At 51.7% G+C, this 16,549-nt stretch carries 22 protein-coding genes; 7 read left to right on the top strand and 15 right to left on the bottom strand.

What is annotated here, in order from left to right; all coding sequences use genetic code 11:
• Positions 1-8: 8 nt before the first annotated feature.
• The 7 genes from spoIIIAF to FHT67_RS04985 all read right to left on the bottom strand — a co-directional run bounded on the left by spoIIIAF (position 9) and on the right by FHT67_RS04985 (position 4,595).
• Positions 9-737 carry a stage III sporulation protein AF gene (gene spoIIIAF / locus FHT67_RS05015; RefSeq protein WP_132304508.1) on the bottom strand — a complete coding sequence of 243 codons (729 nt, stop codon included), beginning with the start codon at positions 735-737 and terminating at the stop codon, positions 9-11.
• Positions 738-771: 34 nt separating this feature from the next.
• Positions 772-2,010, bottom strand: a complete 1,239-nt coding sequence (spoIIIAE, locus tag FHT67_RS05010) for a stage III sporulation protein AE (protein ID WP_167196160.1) — start codon at positions 2,008-2,010, stop codon at positions 772-774.
• Positions 2,011-2,014: 4 nt separating this feature from the next.
• Positions 2,015-2,410, bottom strand: a complete 396-nt coding sequence (gene spoIIIAD / locus FHT67_RS05005; protein WP_015843897.1) for a stage III sporulation protein AD — start codon at positions 2,408-2,410, stop codon at positions 2,015-2,017.
• Between the two features lie 34 nt (positions 2,411-2,444).
• Entirely contained in the window at positions 2,445-2,648 is a 204-nt protein-coding gene (gene spoIIIAC / locus FHT67_RS05000) for a stage III sporulation protein AC (RefSeq protein WP_015843896.1), read from the bottom strand.
• A gap of 15 nt (positions 2,649-2,663) precedes the next feature.
• The gene (spoIIIAB, locus tag FHT67_RS04995; RefSeq protein ID WP_132304504.1) at positions 2,664-3,182 is read right to left on the bottom strand and encodes a stage III sporulation protein SpoIIIAB; all 519 of its coding nucleotides are present in this window, start codon (positions 3,180-3,182) and stop codon (positions 2,664-2,666) included.
• Complete coding sequence (gene spoIIIAA, locus FHT67_RS04990; RefSeq protein WP_167196158.1) at positions 3,179-4,231, bottom strand: stage III sporulation protein AA; 1,053 nt, start codon at positions 4,229-4,231, stop codon at positions 3,179-3,181. Before spoIIIAA ends, spoIIIAB begins: the two co-directional genes overlap by 4 nt.
• A gap of 97 nt (positions 4,232-4,328) precedes the next feature.
• Positions 4,329-4,595 carry a YqhV family protein gene (locus tag FHT67_RS04985; protein ID WP_132304500.1) on the bottom strand — a complete coding sequence of 89 codons (267 nt, stop codon included), beginning with the start codon at positions 4,593-4,595 and terminating at the stop codon, positions 4,329-4,331.
• Between the two features lie 197 nt (positions 4,596-4,792).
• On the opposite strand from FHT67_RS04985, the gene comA reads away from it, so the two are divergent.
• The 3 genes from comA (at position 4,793) to FHT67_RS04970 (ending at position 6,893) form a co-directional block, all read left to right on the top strand.
• Positions 4,793-5,614 carry a phosphosulfolactate synthase gene (comA, locus tag FHT67_RS04980; RefSeq protein WP_132304498.1) on the top strand — a complete coding sequence of 274 codons (822 nt, stop codon included), beginning with the start codon at positions 4,793-4,795 and terminating at the stop codon, positions 5,612-5,614.
• Positions 5,615-5,642: 28 nt separating this feature from the next.
• Complete coding sequence (locus FHT67_RS04975; protein WP_132304496.1) at positions 5,643-6,359, top strand: 2-phosphosulfolactate phosphatase; 717 nt, start codon at positions 5,643-5,645, stop codon at positions 6,357-6,359.
• A gap of 75 nt (positions 6,360-6,434) precedes the next feature.
• Positions 6,435-6,893, top strand: coding sequence for a DUF441 domain-containing protein (locus tag FHT67_RS04970; RefSeq protein ID WP_132305300.1), 459 nt, complete (start codon positions 6,435-6,437; stop codon positions 6,891-6,893).
• A 230-nt stretch (positions 6,894-7,123) separates the two neighbouring features.
• Here the strand turns inward: FHT67_RS04970 and FHT67_RS04965 are convergent, their stop codons facing one another.
• The 5 genes from FHT67_RS04965 to FHT67_RS04945 form a co-directional block, all read right to left on the bottom strand.
• Positions 7,124-8,377: an aspartate kinase gene (locus tag FHT67_RS04965; RefSeq protein ID WP_132304494.1), complete on the bottom strand. Its 1,254-nt coding sequence runs from the start codon at positions 8,375-8,377 to the stop codon at positions 7,124-7,126.
• Positions 8,378-8,523: 146 nt separating this feature from the next.
• Positions 8,524-9,084, bottom strand: coding sequence for an elongation factor P (gene efp / locus FHT67_RS04960; protein WP_132304492.1), 561 nt, complete (start codon positions 9,082-9,084; stop codon positions 8,524-8,526).
• Between the two features lie 37 nt (positions 9,085-9,121).
• Positions 9,122-10,195, bottom strand: coding sequence for a M24 family metallopeptidase (locus FHT67_RS04955; RefSeq protein WP_132304490.1), 1,074 nt, complete (start codon positions 10,193-10,195; stop codon positions 9,122-9,124).
• Positions 10,196-10,209: 14 nt separating this feature from the next.
• On the bottom strand, positions 10,210-10,656 hold the full coding sequence (gene aroQ / locus FHT67_RS04950) for a type II 3-dehydroquinate dehydratase (RefSeq protein WP_127494392.1): 447 nt from the start codon (positions 10,654-10,656) through the stop codon (positions 10,210-10,212).
• A 95-nt stretch (positions 10,657-10,751) separates the two neighbouring features.
• Positions 10,752-11,285 carry a YqhR family membrane protein gene (locus FHT67_RS04945; RefSeq protein ID WP_132304488.1) on the bottom strand — a complete coding sequence of 178 codons (534 nt, stop codon included), beginning with the start codon at positions 11,283-11,285 and terminating at the stop codon, positions 10,752-10,754.
• A gap of 226 nt (positions 11,286-11,511) precedes the next feature.
• Between FHT67_RS04945 and FHT67_RS04940 the strand changes: the two genes are divergently transcribed.
• Positions 11,512-12,417, top strand: coding sequence for a DUF1385 domain-containing protein (locus tag FHT67_RS04940; protein WP_132305298.1), 906 nt, complete (start codon positions 11,512-11,514; stop codon positions 12,415-12,417).
• 31 nt (positions 12,418-12,448) lie between these two features.
• Positions 12,449-12,745: a hypothetical protein gene (locus FHT67_RS04935; protein WP_132304486.1), complete on the top strand. Its 297-nt coding sequence runs from the start codon at positions 12,449-12,451 to the stop codon at positions 12,743-12,745.
• Here FHT67_RS04935 and FHT67_RS04930 read toward each other — a convergent pair.
• Complete coding sequence (locus tag FHT67_RS04930; protein WP_167196155.1) at positions 12,739-13,668, bottom strand: patatin-like phospholipase family protein; 930 nt, start codon at positions 13,666-13,668, stop codon at positions 12,739-12,741. The two genes, FHT67_RS04935 and FHT67_RS04930, sit on opposite strands and share 7 nt — an antisense overlap.
• A 146-nt stretch (positions 13,669-13,814) precedes the next feature.
• On the opposite strand from FHT67_RS04930, the gene FHT67_RS04925 reads away from it, so the two are divergent.
• Together FHT67_RS04925 and FHT67_RS04920 are read left to right on the top strand one after the other, a co-directional pair.
• Positions 13,815-14,441, top strand: a complete 627-nt coding sequence (locus FHT67_RS04925; RefSeq protein WP_167196152.1) for a hypothetical protein — start codon at positions 13,815-13,817, stop codon at positions 14,439-14,441.
• A gap of 57 nt (positions 14,442-14,498) precedes the next feature.
• A complete protein-coding gene (locus FHT67_RS04920) occupies positions 14,499-14,948 on the top strand; it encodes a uracil-DNA glycosylase family protein (RefSeq protein ID WP_243866898.1) in 450 nt (149 codons plus the stop codon).
• Between the two features lie 347 nt (positions 14,949-15,295).
• Here FHT67_RS04920 and mntR read toward each other — a convergent pair whose 3' ends face one another.
• Positions 15,296-15,718: a transcriptional regulator MntR gene (gene mntR, locus FHT67_RS04915; RefSeq protein WP_132304478.1), complete on the bottom strand. Its 423-nt coding sequence runs from the start codon at positions 15,716-15,718 to the stop codon at positions 15,296-15,298.
• Between the two features lie 108 nt (positions 15,719-15,826).
• Complete coding sequence (locus tag FHT67_RS04910) at positions 15,827-16,543, bottom strand: cytochrome c biogenesis CcdA family protein (RefSeq protein ID WP_132304476.1); 717 nt, start codon at positions 16,541-16,543, stop codon at positions 15,827-15,829.
• Positions 16,544-16,549: the final 6 nt, after the last annotated feature.

Raw genomic sequence — 16,549 nt, 5'->3', positions numbered from 1 at the left:
TTTTTCCTTTATTCGCTATTCCCTGCCCGCTGCCTCACCTGGACGTTTGCTGGATTGATCCCCCAGCCTTCGGCTAATAAACCCCTGATCTCCTTGCTTTCGGAAGGATTGGCCTGTACCCAGCCATTACTAGCCTCTGACCTGCCTGCTTCCGCCTGCTGCTTCCCCGTTTCGTCCGTTTCCGTCCGTACGTCCACGTCTACCGAAATAGCGGAAACCTCTTTGACGTCTTCCTCGTCAGGCTCGGCCGTTCCGGCAGGTTCCTCTTTGTCCGCCGGCAAGGTCAGAAGCACCGAAGCTATCGTTGGCGTTAGCTTCTGCCCCTGCTTTTCCCAGTTCAAGGATACGTCCACCGCCTCCACCGCCAGCTTCATTTGCTTGACTACCGCATCCTTCATCGCCGCTTCCAGCGTCTGCTCCATCAATGCCGCCGCGTCATTGTTTTGCTGTTGGTTAAGCTCATCGGCTTTTTTCTGGATATCGCTCAGGGTCGGCATCTTCACCTCATGCTGCGGCTCGAGCTGGTCCCAATGAGTGATTCCGTCCTTCAGCTTGGCATTGAAGTCTCCTTGCAGCAGCCGCAGGATTGGCGACATGATCGTAAGCAGAATGAGAAGACCGATGACCAGCCTTGCGTAACGAAGCATCGCTTTGTTCGGAAGGAGCAGTTCGACGAATGCCGCCAGCATGATAACCGCGATAATATCCTTCAGCCAATCGCTGAGCCAAGCAATCACGAATCCTCGCTCCCTTCGGAATGCTGCAGAGTCATCATCGGACCATAAGAGCGGCGTTGCCCGCCGTGAGCACGATGGTAACGGCCAGGAAGAACATCAAACTGACGGCAGCAAGAGCGGCGAATACGTAGATCATCGTTTTGCCTATCGTCTGCAGGCAAGTGACGATGGGAGAATCGCCGAGCGGCTGCATCGCTGCTGCGGAGACATTGTAGATAAGCGCAAGCGTCAGTATTTTGATTGCCGGGAATGCGCAGAGAAACAATAGAATAATAACGCCGGCAAGGCCTATCGCATTCTTGGCAAGCAAGGAAGCCGAGATCACCGTATCCGCCGCGTCCGTGAACATCCGGCCGACCACCGGAACGAAATTGCCGGTGACGAACTTGGCCGTCCTCATCGTAATTCCGTCGGTTACCGCTCCTTTTGCCCCCTGCACCGAAAGCACGCCGAGAAACACCGTAACCAGCACGCCCATGATCCCAACGCCGATATTCCGAAGAAGATTCGCAAGCTGGGTCACTTTGAACTTGTCTGACATAGCGCTAACGATGTGAAGGACGGCCGAGAAGAACAGCAGCGGGAACACGATGGTGTAAATGACGGTTCCAACCGTATGGATCATGAAAATGATCAGCGGATGCAAAATCGAGACGGTTAGGACATTGCCCATCGCGGCGAGCAGGGTGAGAAGCAGCGGCATCATGGCAAGCATGAACTGGATCATGGTGCCGATCGCGTCCTTGGCATAGCCGATCGCGACATGGAAGCTGTTGACGGCAATGATGATAAGCACCATGTAGGTGATGGAGTACGCTACTTTGCTGACGGCATTGCGTTCGAAAGCGTTCTGCAGCGTTTCCAGGACCATGCTGAATACCGTGAGCATAACGATGGTGACCAGCAGCTTGCCGTTATAGAGAACTTCATGAAAGAAGTAACCAAGCAATCCCTTGAATACGGTCGATAGCTTAAGCCCTTCGCCGCCGGGCTTCAGCATCTCGAAGAAGCTCGGCATCTTCTCGTCGGGAAAGTAACCGCCGTATTGCTCCTTCAGCTGGTTCCAGTAATTCTCGACGGTCCCCGTGTCCAACCCCTTCAACTGGCTTTCCGTCAGCTGGTCCGTCATCGCCTCTTCGCTTGGCCGCTGAGCAGCTCCGTCATCCGGAGCGATCCCGGCAGCCGTTACCGGCGATGCCAGAAGCATGCTGACCAGCCAGGCGATGCATACAAACGCTAGCAAACGGACGGTATACTTACAGAGCTTGTTCATCCGTTCAACTCCCCGCCGGCAGCAGCCCAATTACGGTCTCGACAATGACGCTGATAATCGGAACCGCCATGACGAGGATAAGCACCTTACCGGCGAACTCAATTCTGGAAGCTATGCTTTCCTGACCGGCATCCCGTACAATCTGTGCGCCAAATTCAACGATGTAGGCGATACCGATAATTTTCAGAATCGTCTTCAAGTAGATGGATGGTATGCCGGAGCGGTTAGCCAGATCCTCAAGAACCTTGATGACCGAATCGATTTTACCGATAAGAAAAATGAAGATGAATAGCCCGGTAAAAGCCGCAAGCAGAAAGGCGAACAACGGCTTCTGCTCCCGGACGACAATGATGAGAATGGTGGCGATCAGCCCGAGGCCGACGATCTGAATAATCTCCAACTCTATTCACCTACTTGCGGCATCTCTAGACGACTCATTGAAACAGGAAGATCGTCTTGATTTCTTGAAACAAATCGTTCAGCAGCCGAATGACCATAAATAGTACAACGACAAAGCCGATCAAGGTTACCCATTGCGCCATATCCTCTTTCCCCATCTGCTTCAGTACCGTATGAATCATGCCAATGATAATTCCGATACCCGCAATTTGGAAAATAGCGCTCACATCCATGTTCATTTATGCGGCACCCCACTAAACCATCAATATTACGACGAGTACGGCGATCAATACACCTAGGCTTTTCCACATTTTTTCATAGCGCGATTGATCCTCTCTTGCTGTGTCTTCCTCCGCCTTCAACTGGAGCAGCGCCAGGTGGATATGCTTCAGCTGATCCTCCTTATCGCTGATGCCAAGGGTAGAACCAAGCCGCATCATGACCGATTGCTCCGTCTGCCGCAGCGCCGTTAAGCCCCATCCGCTTGTCATCGCTTGCTCCCAGCTCTCGCGAAAGGTAAGCCCCTCAGGCCCCCGCACCCGGTCAGCGGTATCCCGAAACAGTTCAGCGAGCGGTTCCGGCACAGCTTCCGCGGTTCTCTCCAGCGCTTCCGGGAGCGGAGTATGGCCATAGCCGATCTCCGTCTCGAGCCTCTGCAGCGCATGGGCCAGCTGGCGAAGCTGCCGCGGCCTTGCAGCGAGTCTGGCAGCCTGTTGAAAGCCGATCATCGTACCCGCGAAAAGGATGAGTACAGCGCCCAGCAGTTTGATCAAGGGGCATCTCCCCTTTGCATTCCGGCGTATGACCGCCCCTGCTCGCCTTTGGAGACTGCGGCAGTAGGCTCCCTGGCGGCGGGAGGCAGCTTGTCTTTCCAATCTGCGGCAACAACCCGATGCATAAACCCTTCCGCCGTTCGCTTCAACTCGGCGACGTAAGTAAAGGTACCGTCCTCGAGCAGCTGCTTCAGAACCGGTCTGCCTCTAGCATCCTGAAGATCGTAAGCGTGAGCCGTAGCGATAACGCTGATTCCGGCATGACTGGCTTCGCGGATCGCTTCTCCATCCTCGGGCCGGCCGATCTCGTCTGCGACAACCACTTCAGGGGACATGGATCTCAGCAGCATCATCAAGCCTTCCGCTTTCGGACACGCATCCATAATGTCGGTGCGCGGTCCAACGTCAAAGGTCGGAATTCCCCTGACGCAAGCGGCGATCTCCGACCGTTCGTCCACGATGCCAACCTTGCGCCCGGCCCAGCCTGCCGCATTCTCGAACAGCCCCCAATGTCCGTAGCTGATAGAGCGGGCAATGTCTCGGACGATAGTCGTTTTGCCCTGCTGGGGAGGGGCGAGGATCAGCGTCGAATGAACCGTCTTGCGGTTCTTGTCCAACAGCTTGGGCAGCAGGTTTCGCGCCGAGCCGACTACTTCCCGGGCAATCCGGATGTTGAATCCGCCGATATCGCGTATCCCTCGTACATGGCCGCCATCCAGAATCGTCCTGCCGGCAAGCCCTATCCGATGACCGCCCGCTACCGTAATAAATCCCCTCTTTAATTCCTCTTCCATAGCGTATAGCGAATGATTGGTTATTTTCTCCAGAAGCTTACGGCATATATCGGCAGTTGGCTTGTACGCTCCGTCGCTGCCTGCACGCAGAGTGCCGTCGCTTGCGGCGAAGCGGGACTGCCCCCGGATACCGAGCTCGAGCGGCCGGCCCTCCCGAATCCGGATTTCCTCCAAATGCTCCATTGCCGATTCAGGCAGCCTCTCCAGCACCGCCTTTAGCTCCGGCGGAAGCAGATGCATGACACGGTCCAGCATGAGTTATCACTCCCGGATGAAAAGTCCTTCGTACGTACTCTTATTTGTATGCTTGACCCTCATAAATATGTCCAACTTCTTGCAGATTGCTAGATTGCTATTTTTTTAAGATTCCTATAAGCAAACAAAGCACTCCCGCCGCAACCCAAGCCAGTTTTCCGAAAGAAAGCTTGTCTGTCATGCCTATGAGTCCAATTGTTGTTGTTGCTATTAATATAAAAGGTCCTACTAACGCGAGCGACGAATTGACGACCAGCGCTTTGTCGATCTGGTTTAACCGAAGCATAAGCAGCGCCGCGCAAATTTCGATTGTCCCCGAGGTTATCCGCAGAGACGCCATGGTGAGGACGATTTTATTCAACATAACCGTTCACCTCCTTGTCCATTCGTAACGAATCTGGCCTTATTCCAACAGGTATGACAACATTCCATCTTTACATCCTATGCAGGCTCGTCTCCTATTCATGCTTGCCGTTCGGGCACACGCCCAGCAGTTGCTGCATATATTGGCTCCATGCCCCGCCTCATGCGGGTATCATCCTATGTTAGGAGTCAACTCCCATGACAAAAGCAAGCTTCTGGCACCGCACTCTGCATGATCCGAGCGGATATCGCGATTACAGCCCTGCAAGACATAAAGGTAAAACGATGGTAATCGACAAAGGAATCGGATTAAACGCTTTCGCCGATCTCATTCAGGTGGCGGGTCCGTATACGGATGTGATCAAGCTTGGCTTCGGCACCGCCGTACTCTATGAACCTGAGTTCCTGCAGCGCAAAATCGAGCTTGCCCGCAAGCACGGGCTTATCATCATGCCAGGCGGAACGCTATTGGAAACGGCAGTCCAGCAGCACTTGACCGGATCGTTTTTTGATTCCATCTGCGAGCTTGGCTTTAATGGAATCGAGGTTTCGGACGGCACAATCGAAATGAGCAGGAAACAGCGGACAGAGCTTATTAAAGAGGGCAAGCAAAGGGGGCTTCTGGTTATTACCGAATACGGCAAAAAAACGGCAGGCTCCCTGATTGATCCGGAGCAATTGGCGGTTACAGCCGATTACGACCTTGCGGCTGGCGCCGCATGGATTACGGTAGAAGCCAGGGAATCCGGCATCGATGTTGGCCTATTTGACGAAAAGGGCAATTGCCGCGAGCAGACGATTGAGCAAATTCTGGCCGAAATGACGAACCAGGACTGTTTGATGTGGGAAGCGCCGCTGAAGCAGCAGCAGGCTTATTTGCTCCAGCAGTTTGGTCCAAACGTTCATCTTGGCAACATTCAGCCAAGCGATGCCTTGGCGCTTGAAGCCATGCGCCGCGGACTCCGTTCCGACACCTTCGAGTTCGGAATGAGGGAGGAGCCCGCTCATTACATGATTTAAGCAACAACAGAAAGGAAGAGCGATTGCTATGCAGGTGCAAGTCATTTCAAGCGTGAATGAAGCCAGCTCCGCGCAATTCGTCCACAAAACGGCTATTATTATCGACGTGCTTCGGGCTACGAGCTCTATTGTTACCGCGCTGGCTGCAGGCTCCACTGGCGTTGTTCCGGTAGAGACCGTGATGGAGGCACGGGCTGCGCAGCAGGCAGGCGATCTTTTATGCGGGGAACGCTTCTGCAAGAAAATCGCCGGCTTCGATCTCGGAAATTCGCCTGACGAGTTGCTGCTCAATTCGATTAAGGACCGCCGTGTCATCTTAACGACAACGAACGGCACCCGGGCCATTCATAAATCAACCCGGGCGGATTATGTACTGGTAGCTGCTTTGCTGAATGCCTCCGCATGCGCGAAAGCAGCGGTTGATCTTCGGCGTGACGTTGTTATTTTGTGTGCGGGAAGCCATGATGAATTTGCCATTGAGGATGGTTTATGCGCAGGATTGCTTCTTGCCAGAATGCAGGAACTGGGTTCCGGTCCGCTCGAGATGGATGACTTCGGACTCGCCATGCTATCACTCTATCAAGAACGCGCCAATGATATAAAAGAAACGCTCCGGCAAGGTGCAACCGGCAAACGGCTTATTAAGCTGGGCATGGCGAGGGATATCGACCTCTGCTCGGAGGTTGACACCTTTACGGGAGTTCCCCGGCTGCAGGCACGCGGAGATACGTTGATCTGTTCCTGATGCTGACATATTCGCCAGTGTCTGTCCATATAATGAAGCAAGCAGTTTATCCGCTTCATGACTGGGGTACGAATGATGACTGGTGAATTGATATTAGTAGGTTTGATTGTGATTGGTCTGATCGGCCGTTCGCCTATTATTGCGACAGCGGCTTGCGTGCTTCTGGCCGTCAAGCTGCTTCATCTCAGCCGGTTCCTGCCTTCGATTGAGCGTCGGGGGCTGGAGCTCGGTTTATTATTCCTTACGTTAAGCGTCCTTGTCCCGTTTGCCTCCGGCAAAGTGCAGATGAAGGAGCTGATTGCCGCCTTCAATACTTGGCCGGGCTGGCTTGCCTTGATCGGCGGGGCCGCGGCCGCCTATATGAATGCCAAGGGACTTGATTTGCTTAAGCTTGATCCGCAAATGGTCGTTGGGCTTGTCATCGGCTCGATATTCGGCATTATTTTTCTGCGGGGCATTCCGGTTGGCCCTTTGATGGCTGCGGGGATTACGGCGATTTTGTATAAGTTGTTTAAGCTAATGAGCGGCGGATAGACGATTGGTAAAATAGCAAACTGCGCATTTGAATGTTCTTCCGATCGCCATTGCTCGGGGATTCCTTCCATTTAGACTAAACAAGGTTGGAATCCCCTCACAAAAGCGAACGCTACGCTTCTCCAGAATCATTCAAAATGCTTCGTTTGTATTTAACCAATTTAATGGGGACAAAAAAACGGCCGTGAGGGTTAAATCCTGCACGGCCGTTTTCTATGGGAAGTTACTTATTAACGGCGGTCTTGAGGTCCGCCGACGAATACTTGCTCCGCAGTGTCCAGGCCATAAGCCGTGTGAAGCGAGCGAACAACCTCTTGCAGAGGCTCGGCTGCGATAATGCAGGATACTTTGATTTCGGAAGTGCTGACCATCTTGATGCTGACGCCAAGCGACGAAATCGCCTTAAACATCGTTGCGGCAACGCCAGGGTTGCTGACCATACCCGCGCCAACGATCGAGACTTTCACTAGGGCCGATTCGGAAGTAACTTCGCTGAACGGAACTTCCGAGCGAATGCCGTTGATGACGTCAACCGCACGAGCTTCGTCATCGCCGGATACCGTAAAGGAGAAATCCGCTTTGCCGTTTTTCACTCCGCTTTGCACGATAACGTCTACGTCGATTCCGCTAGTTGCCAGCGAACCGAATACATTAGCGAGTACGCCTGGCTCATCCTCAACGCCGAGGATGCTGATTCTTGCTACATTTTTGTCAAAAGCGATGCCGCGTACGACTACGCCTTGCTCCATGATCGCTTCCTCCTTCACACTAGTACCTTCGTTTTGCGTAAAGCTGGAACGCACGACAAGCTTCACATTGTTATGCTTTGCGTATTCCACCGCGCGAGGGTGAAGAACGGCTGCGCCCAAATGTGCAAGCTCCAGCATTTCGTCATACGAAATTTCATTCAATTTGCGCGCGCATTTCACTACGCGCGGGTCCGTCGAATAAACGCCGTCCACGTCCGTATAAATTTCGCACACATCCGCATTGATGGCTGCGGCAAGCGCCACGGCTGTCGTATCCGATCCGCCGCGTCCAAGCGTTGTAATATCTCCGTCTTCCGTCATGCCTTGGAAGCCCGCGACAATAACAACATTGCCCGCATCCAATTCCTTGAACAAACGATCAGGACGAATATCCGTAATCTTCGCCTTGCTGTGTACTGCTTCCGTCCGAATGCCAGCCTGCCAGCCTGTAAGCGATACGGCTTGATGGCCCAGCTGATGAATCGTCATCGACAATAATGCAACCGATATTTGTTCACCCGTCGTAAGCAGCATATCCATCTCCCGCGCCGGCGGGTTCGGATTAAGCAGCTTCGACTGATCGATTAAATCATCCGTTGTATCTCCCATTGCGGAAACGACAACAACGACGCGGTTGCCCGCCAGTTGACTGTCCACAATCCGCTTCGCAACACGCTGCATCCGCTCCGGCGATCCTACCGAGCTTCCGCCAAACTTCATCACAATCAACGACAAAGCTGATTCACTCCCAACCTTGACATATAACATACAAGTCAATAGTATAGCACATCCCCGGCTTGTCTGGGTATATCCGCCCACGGATTTTGTCGAAAAAGAAAAAGCCGCCCGAATCGGAGGATTCGGACGGCTTGTCTTCCATGCTATGCGCGGGAGATGTATTTGCCTTCACGGGTATCGATCAGGAGTACATCGCCTTCGTTGATGAACAGAGGAACTTGAACGTTCAGGCCTGTTTCGACTTTAGCATTCTTAGTCGCGCCTTGCGCGGTATTGCCTTTAACGGCTGCATCTGTCTCAACGACTTTCAGCTCAACGCTGTTCGGCATTTGGATACCGATGATTTCGCCTTGGTAGCTCGAGATGTTTACGTTCATGTTCTCTTTAAGGAAGTTCAGTTCCCACTCGAGCTGCTTTTTGTCCAGGCCGAATTGGTCGTAAGTTTCGTTATCCATGAACGTATACTCTTCGCCGGAGTTGTACAAGTATTGTACTTCGCGGTTCTCGATGATTGCGCGGCCGATTGTCTCGCCCGCACGGAAAGTTTTCTCTACAACGTTGCCGTTGCGGAGATTTCTCAGCTTGGAGCGAACGAACGCCGCGCCTTTACCTGGTTTTACGTGCTGGAACTCGGTAACCGAGAAAATGTCGCCGTCCACTTCGACGGTCAAGCCTGTTTTGAAATCGTTAACTGAAACTGTCACTTCAAATTCCCTCCTGAATTAGCTGCTTTAATAGTCCTTAACCCAGAGTAATCAATTGTTTCGGGGATGAGGTTAATATTTTAATACCGGATTCCGTGATGACGATATCGTCCTCGATCCGCACTCCGCCAAAGCCGGGGAGATAGATGCCGGGTTCAACCGTCACAGTCATTCCGGGGGTTAAAATCGTATCGCTGTTTCTTGCAAGGCGCGGATACTCGTGAATTTCCATGCCGAGTCCGTGGCCTGTGCTATGGCCGAACTTATCGCCGTAACCGTGCTTCGTGATGATATCGCGGGCAAGCGCGTCGGCCTCGTGGCCGGTCATGCCCGGCCGGATGTGCTCGAGAGCATGAAGCTGGGCTTCCAGCACGATGTCATAGATTTCGCGATGCTTATCGGTAGGCGTTCCAACGACAACCGTACGGGTGAGGTCGGAACAGTATCCTTTATAATAGGCGCCGAAATCAAGCTTTACAAACTCATTATTGCCAATAACCCGCTCGCTAGCCACGCCATGCGGCAATGCGGAGCGTTCGCCGGACGCTACGATCGTGTCGAAGGAGGATGAAGTCGCCCCATGGCTCCTCATGTACATCTCCATCTCGAGCGCGATGTCGCTTTCCTTCACGCCGGGTCTGATGATGTTCTGCACGTGACGGAACGTGGCATCGGCCAGATCGGCCGCTTCCTGCATAATTTGCAGCTCCGCATCGTCTTTAATCATCCGCAGATCCTCGACAAGACCGGATACCGGCGTCAGCTTGATCTCGCCTAATGCTTCGCTCCAGGCTGCATATTGGCTGTATACGACCTGATCCTGCTCGAAGGCTGCGCTGCGAATTCCTTTGCCTGCCAACAGATCGCGGATATCCCCGATGACTTTCGATCCATGCTCGATCACCTGGAAAGAAGGCGCCTGCTGCGGTGCCTGTGTCATGTAACGGAAGTCCGTAAACAGGAACTGCTCCTGCTCGGTAATAACAACCGTTCCGGACGATCCCGTAAATCCGCTGAGATAACGACGGTTATGCTCGCTTCCGATAATGATCGCTTCAAGGTTTTTCTCGGCCATCGCATGTCTCAGCCGGTTAACTCTTTCGAGTGTCATGTTAAGCTCCCCTTTCACGCTGCACCATTTTGAAGCTTTGCAACAAGCGCTGCAAGTCCAAGCTCATAGCTTTGACCGCCAAAGCCTGCGATTTGGCCAATCGCCACCGGCGCAATGACCGATACATGACGGAACGATTCGCGTTTATGTATATTGGACAGATGCACCTCGACAACCGGCAGAGCCACCGTGCTTAACGCGTCTCTGAGCGCATAGCTGTAATGCGTTAATGCACCCGGATTTATGAGTATACCATCCGCCTGCCCAAATGCGCTATGTATCCGGTCAATAAGGGCGCCCTCGTGATTGGATTGGAAAAAATCCAGCTCCACGTCAAGCTGCAAAGCTTGTTCGCGCAATTTCGCTTCGATCTGGGCCAGCGTCTCTGTGCCGTAAACGCCCGGCTCCCGTACGCCAAGCATATTTAAGTTAGGCCCGTTCAAAACAACAATTCTAAGCAATTCCGCACCTCCCAATCAGCGAAAGTCTTGCATCTAGCCAAAGATCATTAGCCATTTTACCACATATGACCGCTTCTTGAGAAGTCGCAACCTGCTTAATGCGCGCCTAGCGGTTCCCGCGATGCTTCGTCGGTAAATTCGAAAGCGATCGAATAGCCGATAAATAGCCCCCATAAGAGGAAAATGCACAACTCGGAGAACAACGTGTTCCAGCCGGCAACCGTAATTTGACGGGACATGCCAAGTACCGGACCCAGCAGCAGAAAAATGACCGCCCACCACGCAAGTCCGTACAATACGCCCGGCCATGGCCCTCTCAGCCTGCCTAGCAGCACTTTATATAGCAGCGCAGCCAGAACGGAAAATAGGATATAGCTCGCAATGCCAACGACGATCCCCCAGCCTGTCCTTAAATAAGAAGACTGAAAGAACGGGTCTGCAAACAAACCCGGCAGCTCGGTCGTAAATTTCATTTCGTAAAAGAGCCATCGGAGGATTCCCCAGATCAAGCCCGCAAAGAATCCGATCATACTGCTGAACAGCCATGGATTCGTATGATGTTGACCGCCGTACTCGCTTTTCTGACGCTCGCCGCCATTGCTTTTGCTGCTTTCATTCGTTACCGCCATGCGTATGCCCCTCCATTTTTTTATCCGCTTGAAGTCTTCTCCTAGTATGCGACTTTAGCTCCACGGATAACCAACATGATGGCGTTGGCAAATCCGTTAACGATCAAGTACAATAGACGTATACCTTTCGTCACCTGATCGGGACGATACTATTAAGGAAGGTGACAAGCTCTTGTCTCAGAACACTACAAGCATTTACGGCGGACAAGCGGTAATCGAAGGCGTCATGTTCGCAGGCAAGCATGTAAATGTAACCGCTGTACGCAGAAAAAACGATGAGATCGTTTTTTACGAGGTGCCCCGCACGACGCAGCGGTGGATCCAAATTCTTAAGAAAATCCCTCTCGTCCGTGGTTTCGTAGGAATTATTGATTCCAGCGCCAAGGGCTCCCAGCATTTGAATTTCTCCATGGAGGCTTATGCGGAGGACGAGACCTCGGATATGTCCGAGGCGGATAAAGCCGCAGCCCTGAAGAAGGAAAAGTCCGGCTGGAGCCTGGGCATGATTGTGGGCGTTGCCGCGGCGGGGGTTATTTCCTTTATATTCGGCAAGCTGCTTCTGACCGCAGCGCCGGCAGCGATTGAAAGTTTGCTGTTCGAGAATGTATTCGAGAACAAAGTTGGTCATAACCTGTTAGAAGGACTTATTAAACTCATTATGCTTCTTGCCTATTTGTATCTCATGTCGATGACGCCGATCATCAAACGGCTGTTCCAATACCATGGCGCCGAGCACAAGGTCATCAGCGCATACGAAGCCGGCGAGGAGTTAACCGTCGCCAATGTTCAGAAGTACAGCAGGCTTCATTACCGCTGCGGCAGCAGCTTTATCATTTTCACCGTTATCGTAGGGGTTATCATCTACTCCCTTCCGATCTTCGAGTGGCACAGCATTTGGGAACGCGTCTACATCCGGATTTTGCTTCTGCCGGTTACCTTGGGTATCTCTTACGAAGTGCTCCGCTGGACAAACGCCCTGCGCGATGTGCCGGTATTGCGCTACCTGGGTTATCCGGGACTGTGGCTTCAGCTTCTTACGACTAAAGAGCCCAAGGATGATCAAGTCGCCGTATCGATCGCTTCCTTCAACCGGATGCGCGAGCTCGATAAGGAAATGGGCATCAAGGCTTAAATCCATTCCAACTTAAAGGACAGGTGATATTATGCCGCGGAGATGGAACGCATCGTCAATTATCGTGCTGACGCTACTGGCCATCGGGATTTTGTACGGAATCGGACAGCATCTTACTTCGTTTCTAATTCCCATCATTGTGCTGGGCGGCATTTTCCTGCTGTATAAATATCCGCCCAACACATGGGGCACCCGTGTCCGGGTCAGACAGCAGCCTTACGTGAAACAAACAAAAACGACACCTCGGCAAAAACCGAAGTCCCGCCGCGCGCCGTTCCGGGTAATCGATGGCGGCAAAGATGACGATGACCTGCCGAAGTATCATTGACTAAAGCCCTCGAAAAACTGCGTTGCGGCCTTGAAGCCGGATTGGAACAGCTTTTCCGCCATCCCTTCGGGCAGATGGAATTGTGTAGTCCGGACACCTAGAGTAGGAATTTTCACCGTCCGGTCGCGCGCATATTTCTTAATGTAGCGCTCGTCATGGGCTTGCATCATCGTCTCGAATATCGCTTCAAGCATTGTCAACGGACCGCGTATTTCATGCGGTTCGTTGTCGTTTTTACCGACCATTTGGAAGCCTACCGTCGGAACGGGATTCGTTCTTCCCGCCTGCTCCTTATCGAACAGCCATAACGGAAAATTGCTTAACAAGCCTCCGTCCACGATATAAGCCTGATGAAGCTTCGCTTTCTCTTTACCGTTATCCGTTAAGGAAAGAAGCTTCGAGTAACGGATGACGACCGGGTCGAAGAAGTAGGGAATGCTGGCGCTCATCCGGACTGCCCGCGCAACGCTCAGCTTCTGCGGATCCATGCCGTAAATCCTTACATCCTCCGGCAGCACAAGCAATCTCCCGTTCGTAATATCCGAAGCTACGATGCGAAGCTTGCATTCCGGCAAATCCCCAAACGTTTTTATCCCCTTTGCCTCCAGCAGGCATGACATCCAATACTCCAGCGCTTCGCCGCTATAAAGCCCCTTTTTGATAAGCACCCTTAAAGCCGGACTGATTACCTTCAGGTTAAAGATAAACGATCTCTTCAGAAACGACGAGAAAGGCGTATTCTCCACGATCCGCTTGATGTCCAGACCGCTGTAATTCGCCGCAATCAGCGCAGAAATGATAGCCCCGCTTGACGTACCCGCCACCTGGTTGAATTGAATCCCCTGCATCTCCGCGGCTCTGACCGCACCTGCCAGCGATATTCCCTTCACTCCTCCGCCTTCGAACACTGCGTTAATCTTCACTTCCGCATCCTCCGGACAACGGAAGCAGTGTCAAATCCGGCTTCCATCAGAATTATATATGCGAAGAAGAATTGTCTACATGTTAGCGTTGTGAGAAAATATAGCGAAGAACCATTTTACCCTGCAAGGCTGACAGGAGTTGTCACATGGCAAAAATACATGCGGTCATCACAAATCCATTCTGCAAGCAGCCCCCTTGGCTGCCGGAAGTTAATTATAAAGATACGGTTATCCTATCGAAAAATTCCACAACGGAAGACGCCGTACTCTTTCTGACGTTGTTATGCTGGTATAACGATATAGATATTGAACAAAAACCGGATAAGGTTTTCAAGAAGCTAATAAAAAAGGATGAAGTCGCCATAAGCGGCGGAATCGCTTTTGCGGACGAGGAACGCGTAATAACTCCAAGCTGCTGCTGCGGACTGGAAGATTGGCAGGAGGTATACAAGTCGGTACGAGGCGGAACAAGTCCATGGCTTGGTCATGATCCTTACCCATCCCTTCAATACGAAGAGAATAACGTTAAGGTTTGGTCCGATGATTTTTCAGGGAAATGGAATAAAGAAATGTCTGAGGAAAAGAGAAAAGCCATGTTCTGCATTTCGTATAAACACGATGAACTCATCTCTATGTTAAGGTCCGTACGGACGGATCTATTGGATTTTTACAACTATTCCTTTGAGCAGACTTTTCCTATGGTTGGGGATAAACTTAAACGGAAGTTATTCTCTCAATACGGCAAATGGTTCAAACTAGAAGATACTATATAGATATTCGGAGAGTAGACAATGAGCTTTCATGAAATAAAAGAACAAATAATAAGCTGTATGGATTGCAAACAGAAATTTGGATTTACGCCCCATCCCGTCTTCCACGGAAAAGCGCAGTCGAAGATCATGCAGATCGGTCAAGCTCCCTCCAAAAAGGTGCACGAGAGCGGCCTGCCGTTTAATGACCCTTCGGGGGCAAAGCTGAAGTATCAGTGGTATCAAATTACGGACGACATTTTTTACAATGAAGATAACTTCTATATGACGGGTCTCGCCCATTGCTTTCCCGGCAAGCACCCTAAAGGCGGAGACAACCCTCCGCCGCTTGCCTGCGCGAATAAATGGCTCGCCAAAGAGATGGAGATGGTGGACAATCAGATCTATATCATCATCGGTGCCCGAGCGGCGAAATATTTGTTTCCAAAGGAAAATTTCGAAGACTTGGTCCTCGAAACGCTCAGATTAACGGGAAACCGGCCATTGTCCTCCCCCACCCTTCTCCACTGAATGTAAGGTGGTTCAAAACCCATCCGTCGTTCGAGGATAAAAGAGTGCCGGAGATTAGAGAAATAGTCTGGGATGTTCTTGGCCTTAAAGGATAGATATACTACGCCCGCCGATTTTACGGCGGGCTTTTTTACGTTGTCTGCGGCGGCCGCCGGCGGCGCCGGGGCTAAGGGGTATCTCCTGGAGGAGCGTAGCGTCCGCCTTTGTCCGGGTATTGCAGCCATGGCTGCATATTGTTCAAGCCATACCCGGACAACAGATGCCGAAGGAGATACCCCGTGCCCAAGCCCGATTCCGGCCGCCTCCCACAGGACAACTAAAAAAGCCCGCCGCAAGCGGCGAGCCTTTCATTCCGTATCCAGTTCAGTCCGGATCCCTCTCAGCTCGTCCAAGCGAGATGGCTCACGGTTAAAGAATTCAACCAAGGTCTCGATGCAAGTGATTGAATCCCAGCTCAAATGATGCTCGATGCCTTCCACATCGCGGTAAATGTTCTCTTCCTGCACGCCGATAATCGTCAGGAACGACTCGAGTAAATGATGACGGTCAACTAGCCGTTTCCCCATCTTTTTCCCTTTGCTTGTCAGAACAAGCCCGCGGTATTTCTCATAAATCAAGTAGTTGTCTTTGTCCAGCTTCTGAATCATCTTGGTGACAGATGAAGGATGCACCTCAAGCCCTTCGGCTATATCCGATACGCGCGCATAGCCCTTTTCATCAATAAGCTTATAAATACGTTCCAAGTAGTCTTCCATGCTCGGAGTCGGCAATGAAGAACCCCCTAACCCTGCATTCTACACCTTGTCTCATGGCGTTACTCTTAGTATCATACAACGATTTTTAATGCTACTGCAAGCCGATTCGCTTACGCGTCTCCATTAAAACTTCATGAAAGCAGGCGTTACCTGATTCAGCCAAATCGTAATTTTGGTCATCTGATCCGTAAACAGAAGGATCCCCATCAGCACCATGACGCCCCCGCCGATTCGCATGACGACGGACGAATATTTAAGCAGCCAACGAGCCGATCCAAGGAAAAAGGCCAACAGGAAAAACGGAATGGCGAAGCCTAAAGCATACGCGGTCGTCAGCTCGAACCATGTTCCCGGCTTCGACGCCGCCAGGGCCAGAATCGCGGTCAATGCCGGACCGATGCAAGGCGTCCAGCCTGCCGAGAAGCCGACGCCAAAAATAAACGAACCGAGATATCCGGTTTTTTTGGTCGGGTCAAAATGGAAACGGCGTTCCTTCATAAGCGCCTGGGGCTGGAAAATACCCGCGAGGAATAAGCCCATGAGCACGATCAGAATAGCCGAAAGCTTCCGGATCAAATCCTCGTATTGGCTGAAAAATTCAGCGAATACATTGGAGCCGTAGCCAAGCGTGTAATACACCGTGCAAAATCCAAGTATAAAAAACAAGGTATGCGACATCGTCCTCATTCTCATCTGGGAAGTCTGATTGTTATTCTTCAAATCACTAACGGAAATGCCGGTTATGTAGGATAAATACGAAGGATATAAAGGCAGGCAGCAAGGCGAGATAAATGAAGCAAAGCCGGCGCCAAACGCCAGCCATACGTTAATGTTATCCAAAGTTAA

It is taken from the genome of Paenibacillus sp. BK720 (genome assembly GCF_011761545.1).
Lineage (GTDB): Bacteria > Bacillota > Bacilli > Paenibacillales > Paenibacillaceae > Pristimantibacillus.
The sequence above is the reverse complement of the archived record's forward strand: the minus strand, read 5'-3'. Positions and strand labels throughout refer to the sequence as shown.

What these genes read in the sequence shown, in the direction of transcription:
- spoIIIAC (WP_015843896.1), bottom strand. Translation starts at nt 2,648, where the DNA reads ATGAACATGGATGTGAGCGCTATTTTCCAAATTGCGGGTATCGGAATT.
- FHT67_RS04970 (WP_132305300.1), top strand. Translation starts at nt 6,435, where the DNA reads ATGACTGGTGAATTGATATTAGTAGGTTTGATTGTGATTGGTCTGATC.
- FHT67_RS04935 (WP_132304486.1), top strand. Translation starts at nt 12,449, where the DNA reads ATGCCGCGGAGATGGAACGCATCGTCAATTATCGTGCTGACGCTACTG.
- FHT67_RS04975 (WP_132304496.1), top strand. Translation starts at nt 5,643, where the DNA reads ATGCAGGTGCAAGTCATTTCAAGCGTGAATGAAGCCAGCTCCGCGCAA.
- FHT67_RS04940 (WP_132305298.1), top strand. Translation starts at nt 11,512, where the DNA reads ATGTTCGCAGGCAAGCATGTAAATGTAACCGCTGTACGCAGAAAAAAC.
- FHT67_RS04985 (WP_132304500.1), bottom strand. Translation starts at nt 4,595, where the DNA reads ATGTTGAATAAAATCGTCCTCACCATGGCGTCTCTGCGGATAACCTCG.
- FHT67_RS04920 (WP_243866898.1), top strand. Translation starts at nt 14,499, where the DNA reads ATGGATTGCAAACAGAAATTTGGATTTACGCCCCATCCCGTCTTCCAC.
- spoIIIAA (WP_167196158.1), bottom strand. Translation starts at nt 4,231, where the DNA reads ATGCTGGACCGTGTCATGCATCTGCTTCCGCCGGAGCTAAAGGCGGTG.
- FHT67_RS04925 (WP_167196152.1), top strand. Translation starts at nt 13,815, where the DNA reads ATGGCAAAAATACATGCGGTCATCACAAATCCATTCTGCAAGCAGCCC.
- FHT67_RS04955 (WP_132304490.1), bottom strand. Translation starts at nt 10,195, where the DNA reads ATGACACTCGAAAGAGTTAACCGGCTGAGACATGCGATGGCCGAGAAA.
- FHT67_RS04945 (WP_132304488.1), bottom strand. Translation starts at nt 11,285, where the DNA reads ATGGCGGTAACGAATGAAAGCAGCAAAAGCAATGGCGGCGAGCGTCAG.
- spoIIIAE (WP_167196160.1), bottom strand. Translation starts at nt 2,010, where the DNA reads ATGAACAAGCTCTGTAAGTATACCGTCCGTTTGCTAGCGTTTGTATGC.
- comA (WP_132304498.1), top strand. Translation starts at nt 4,793, where the DNA reads ATGACAAAAGCAAGCTTCTGGCACCGCACTCTGCATGATCCGAGCGGA.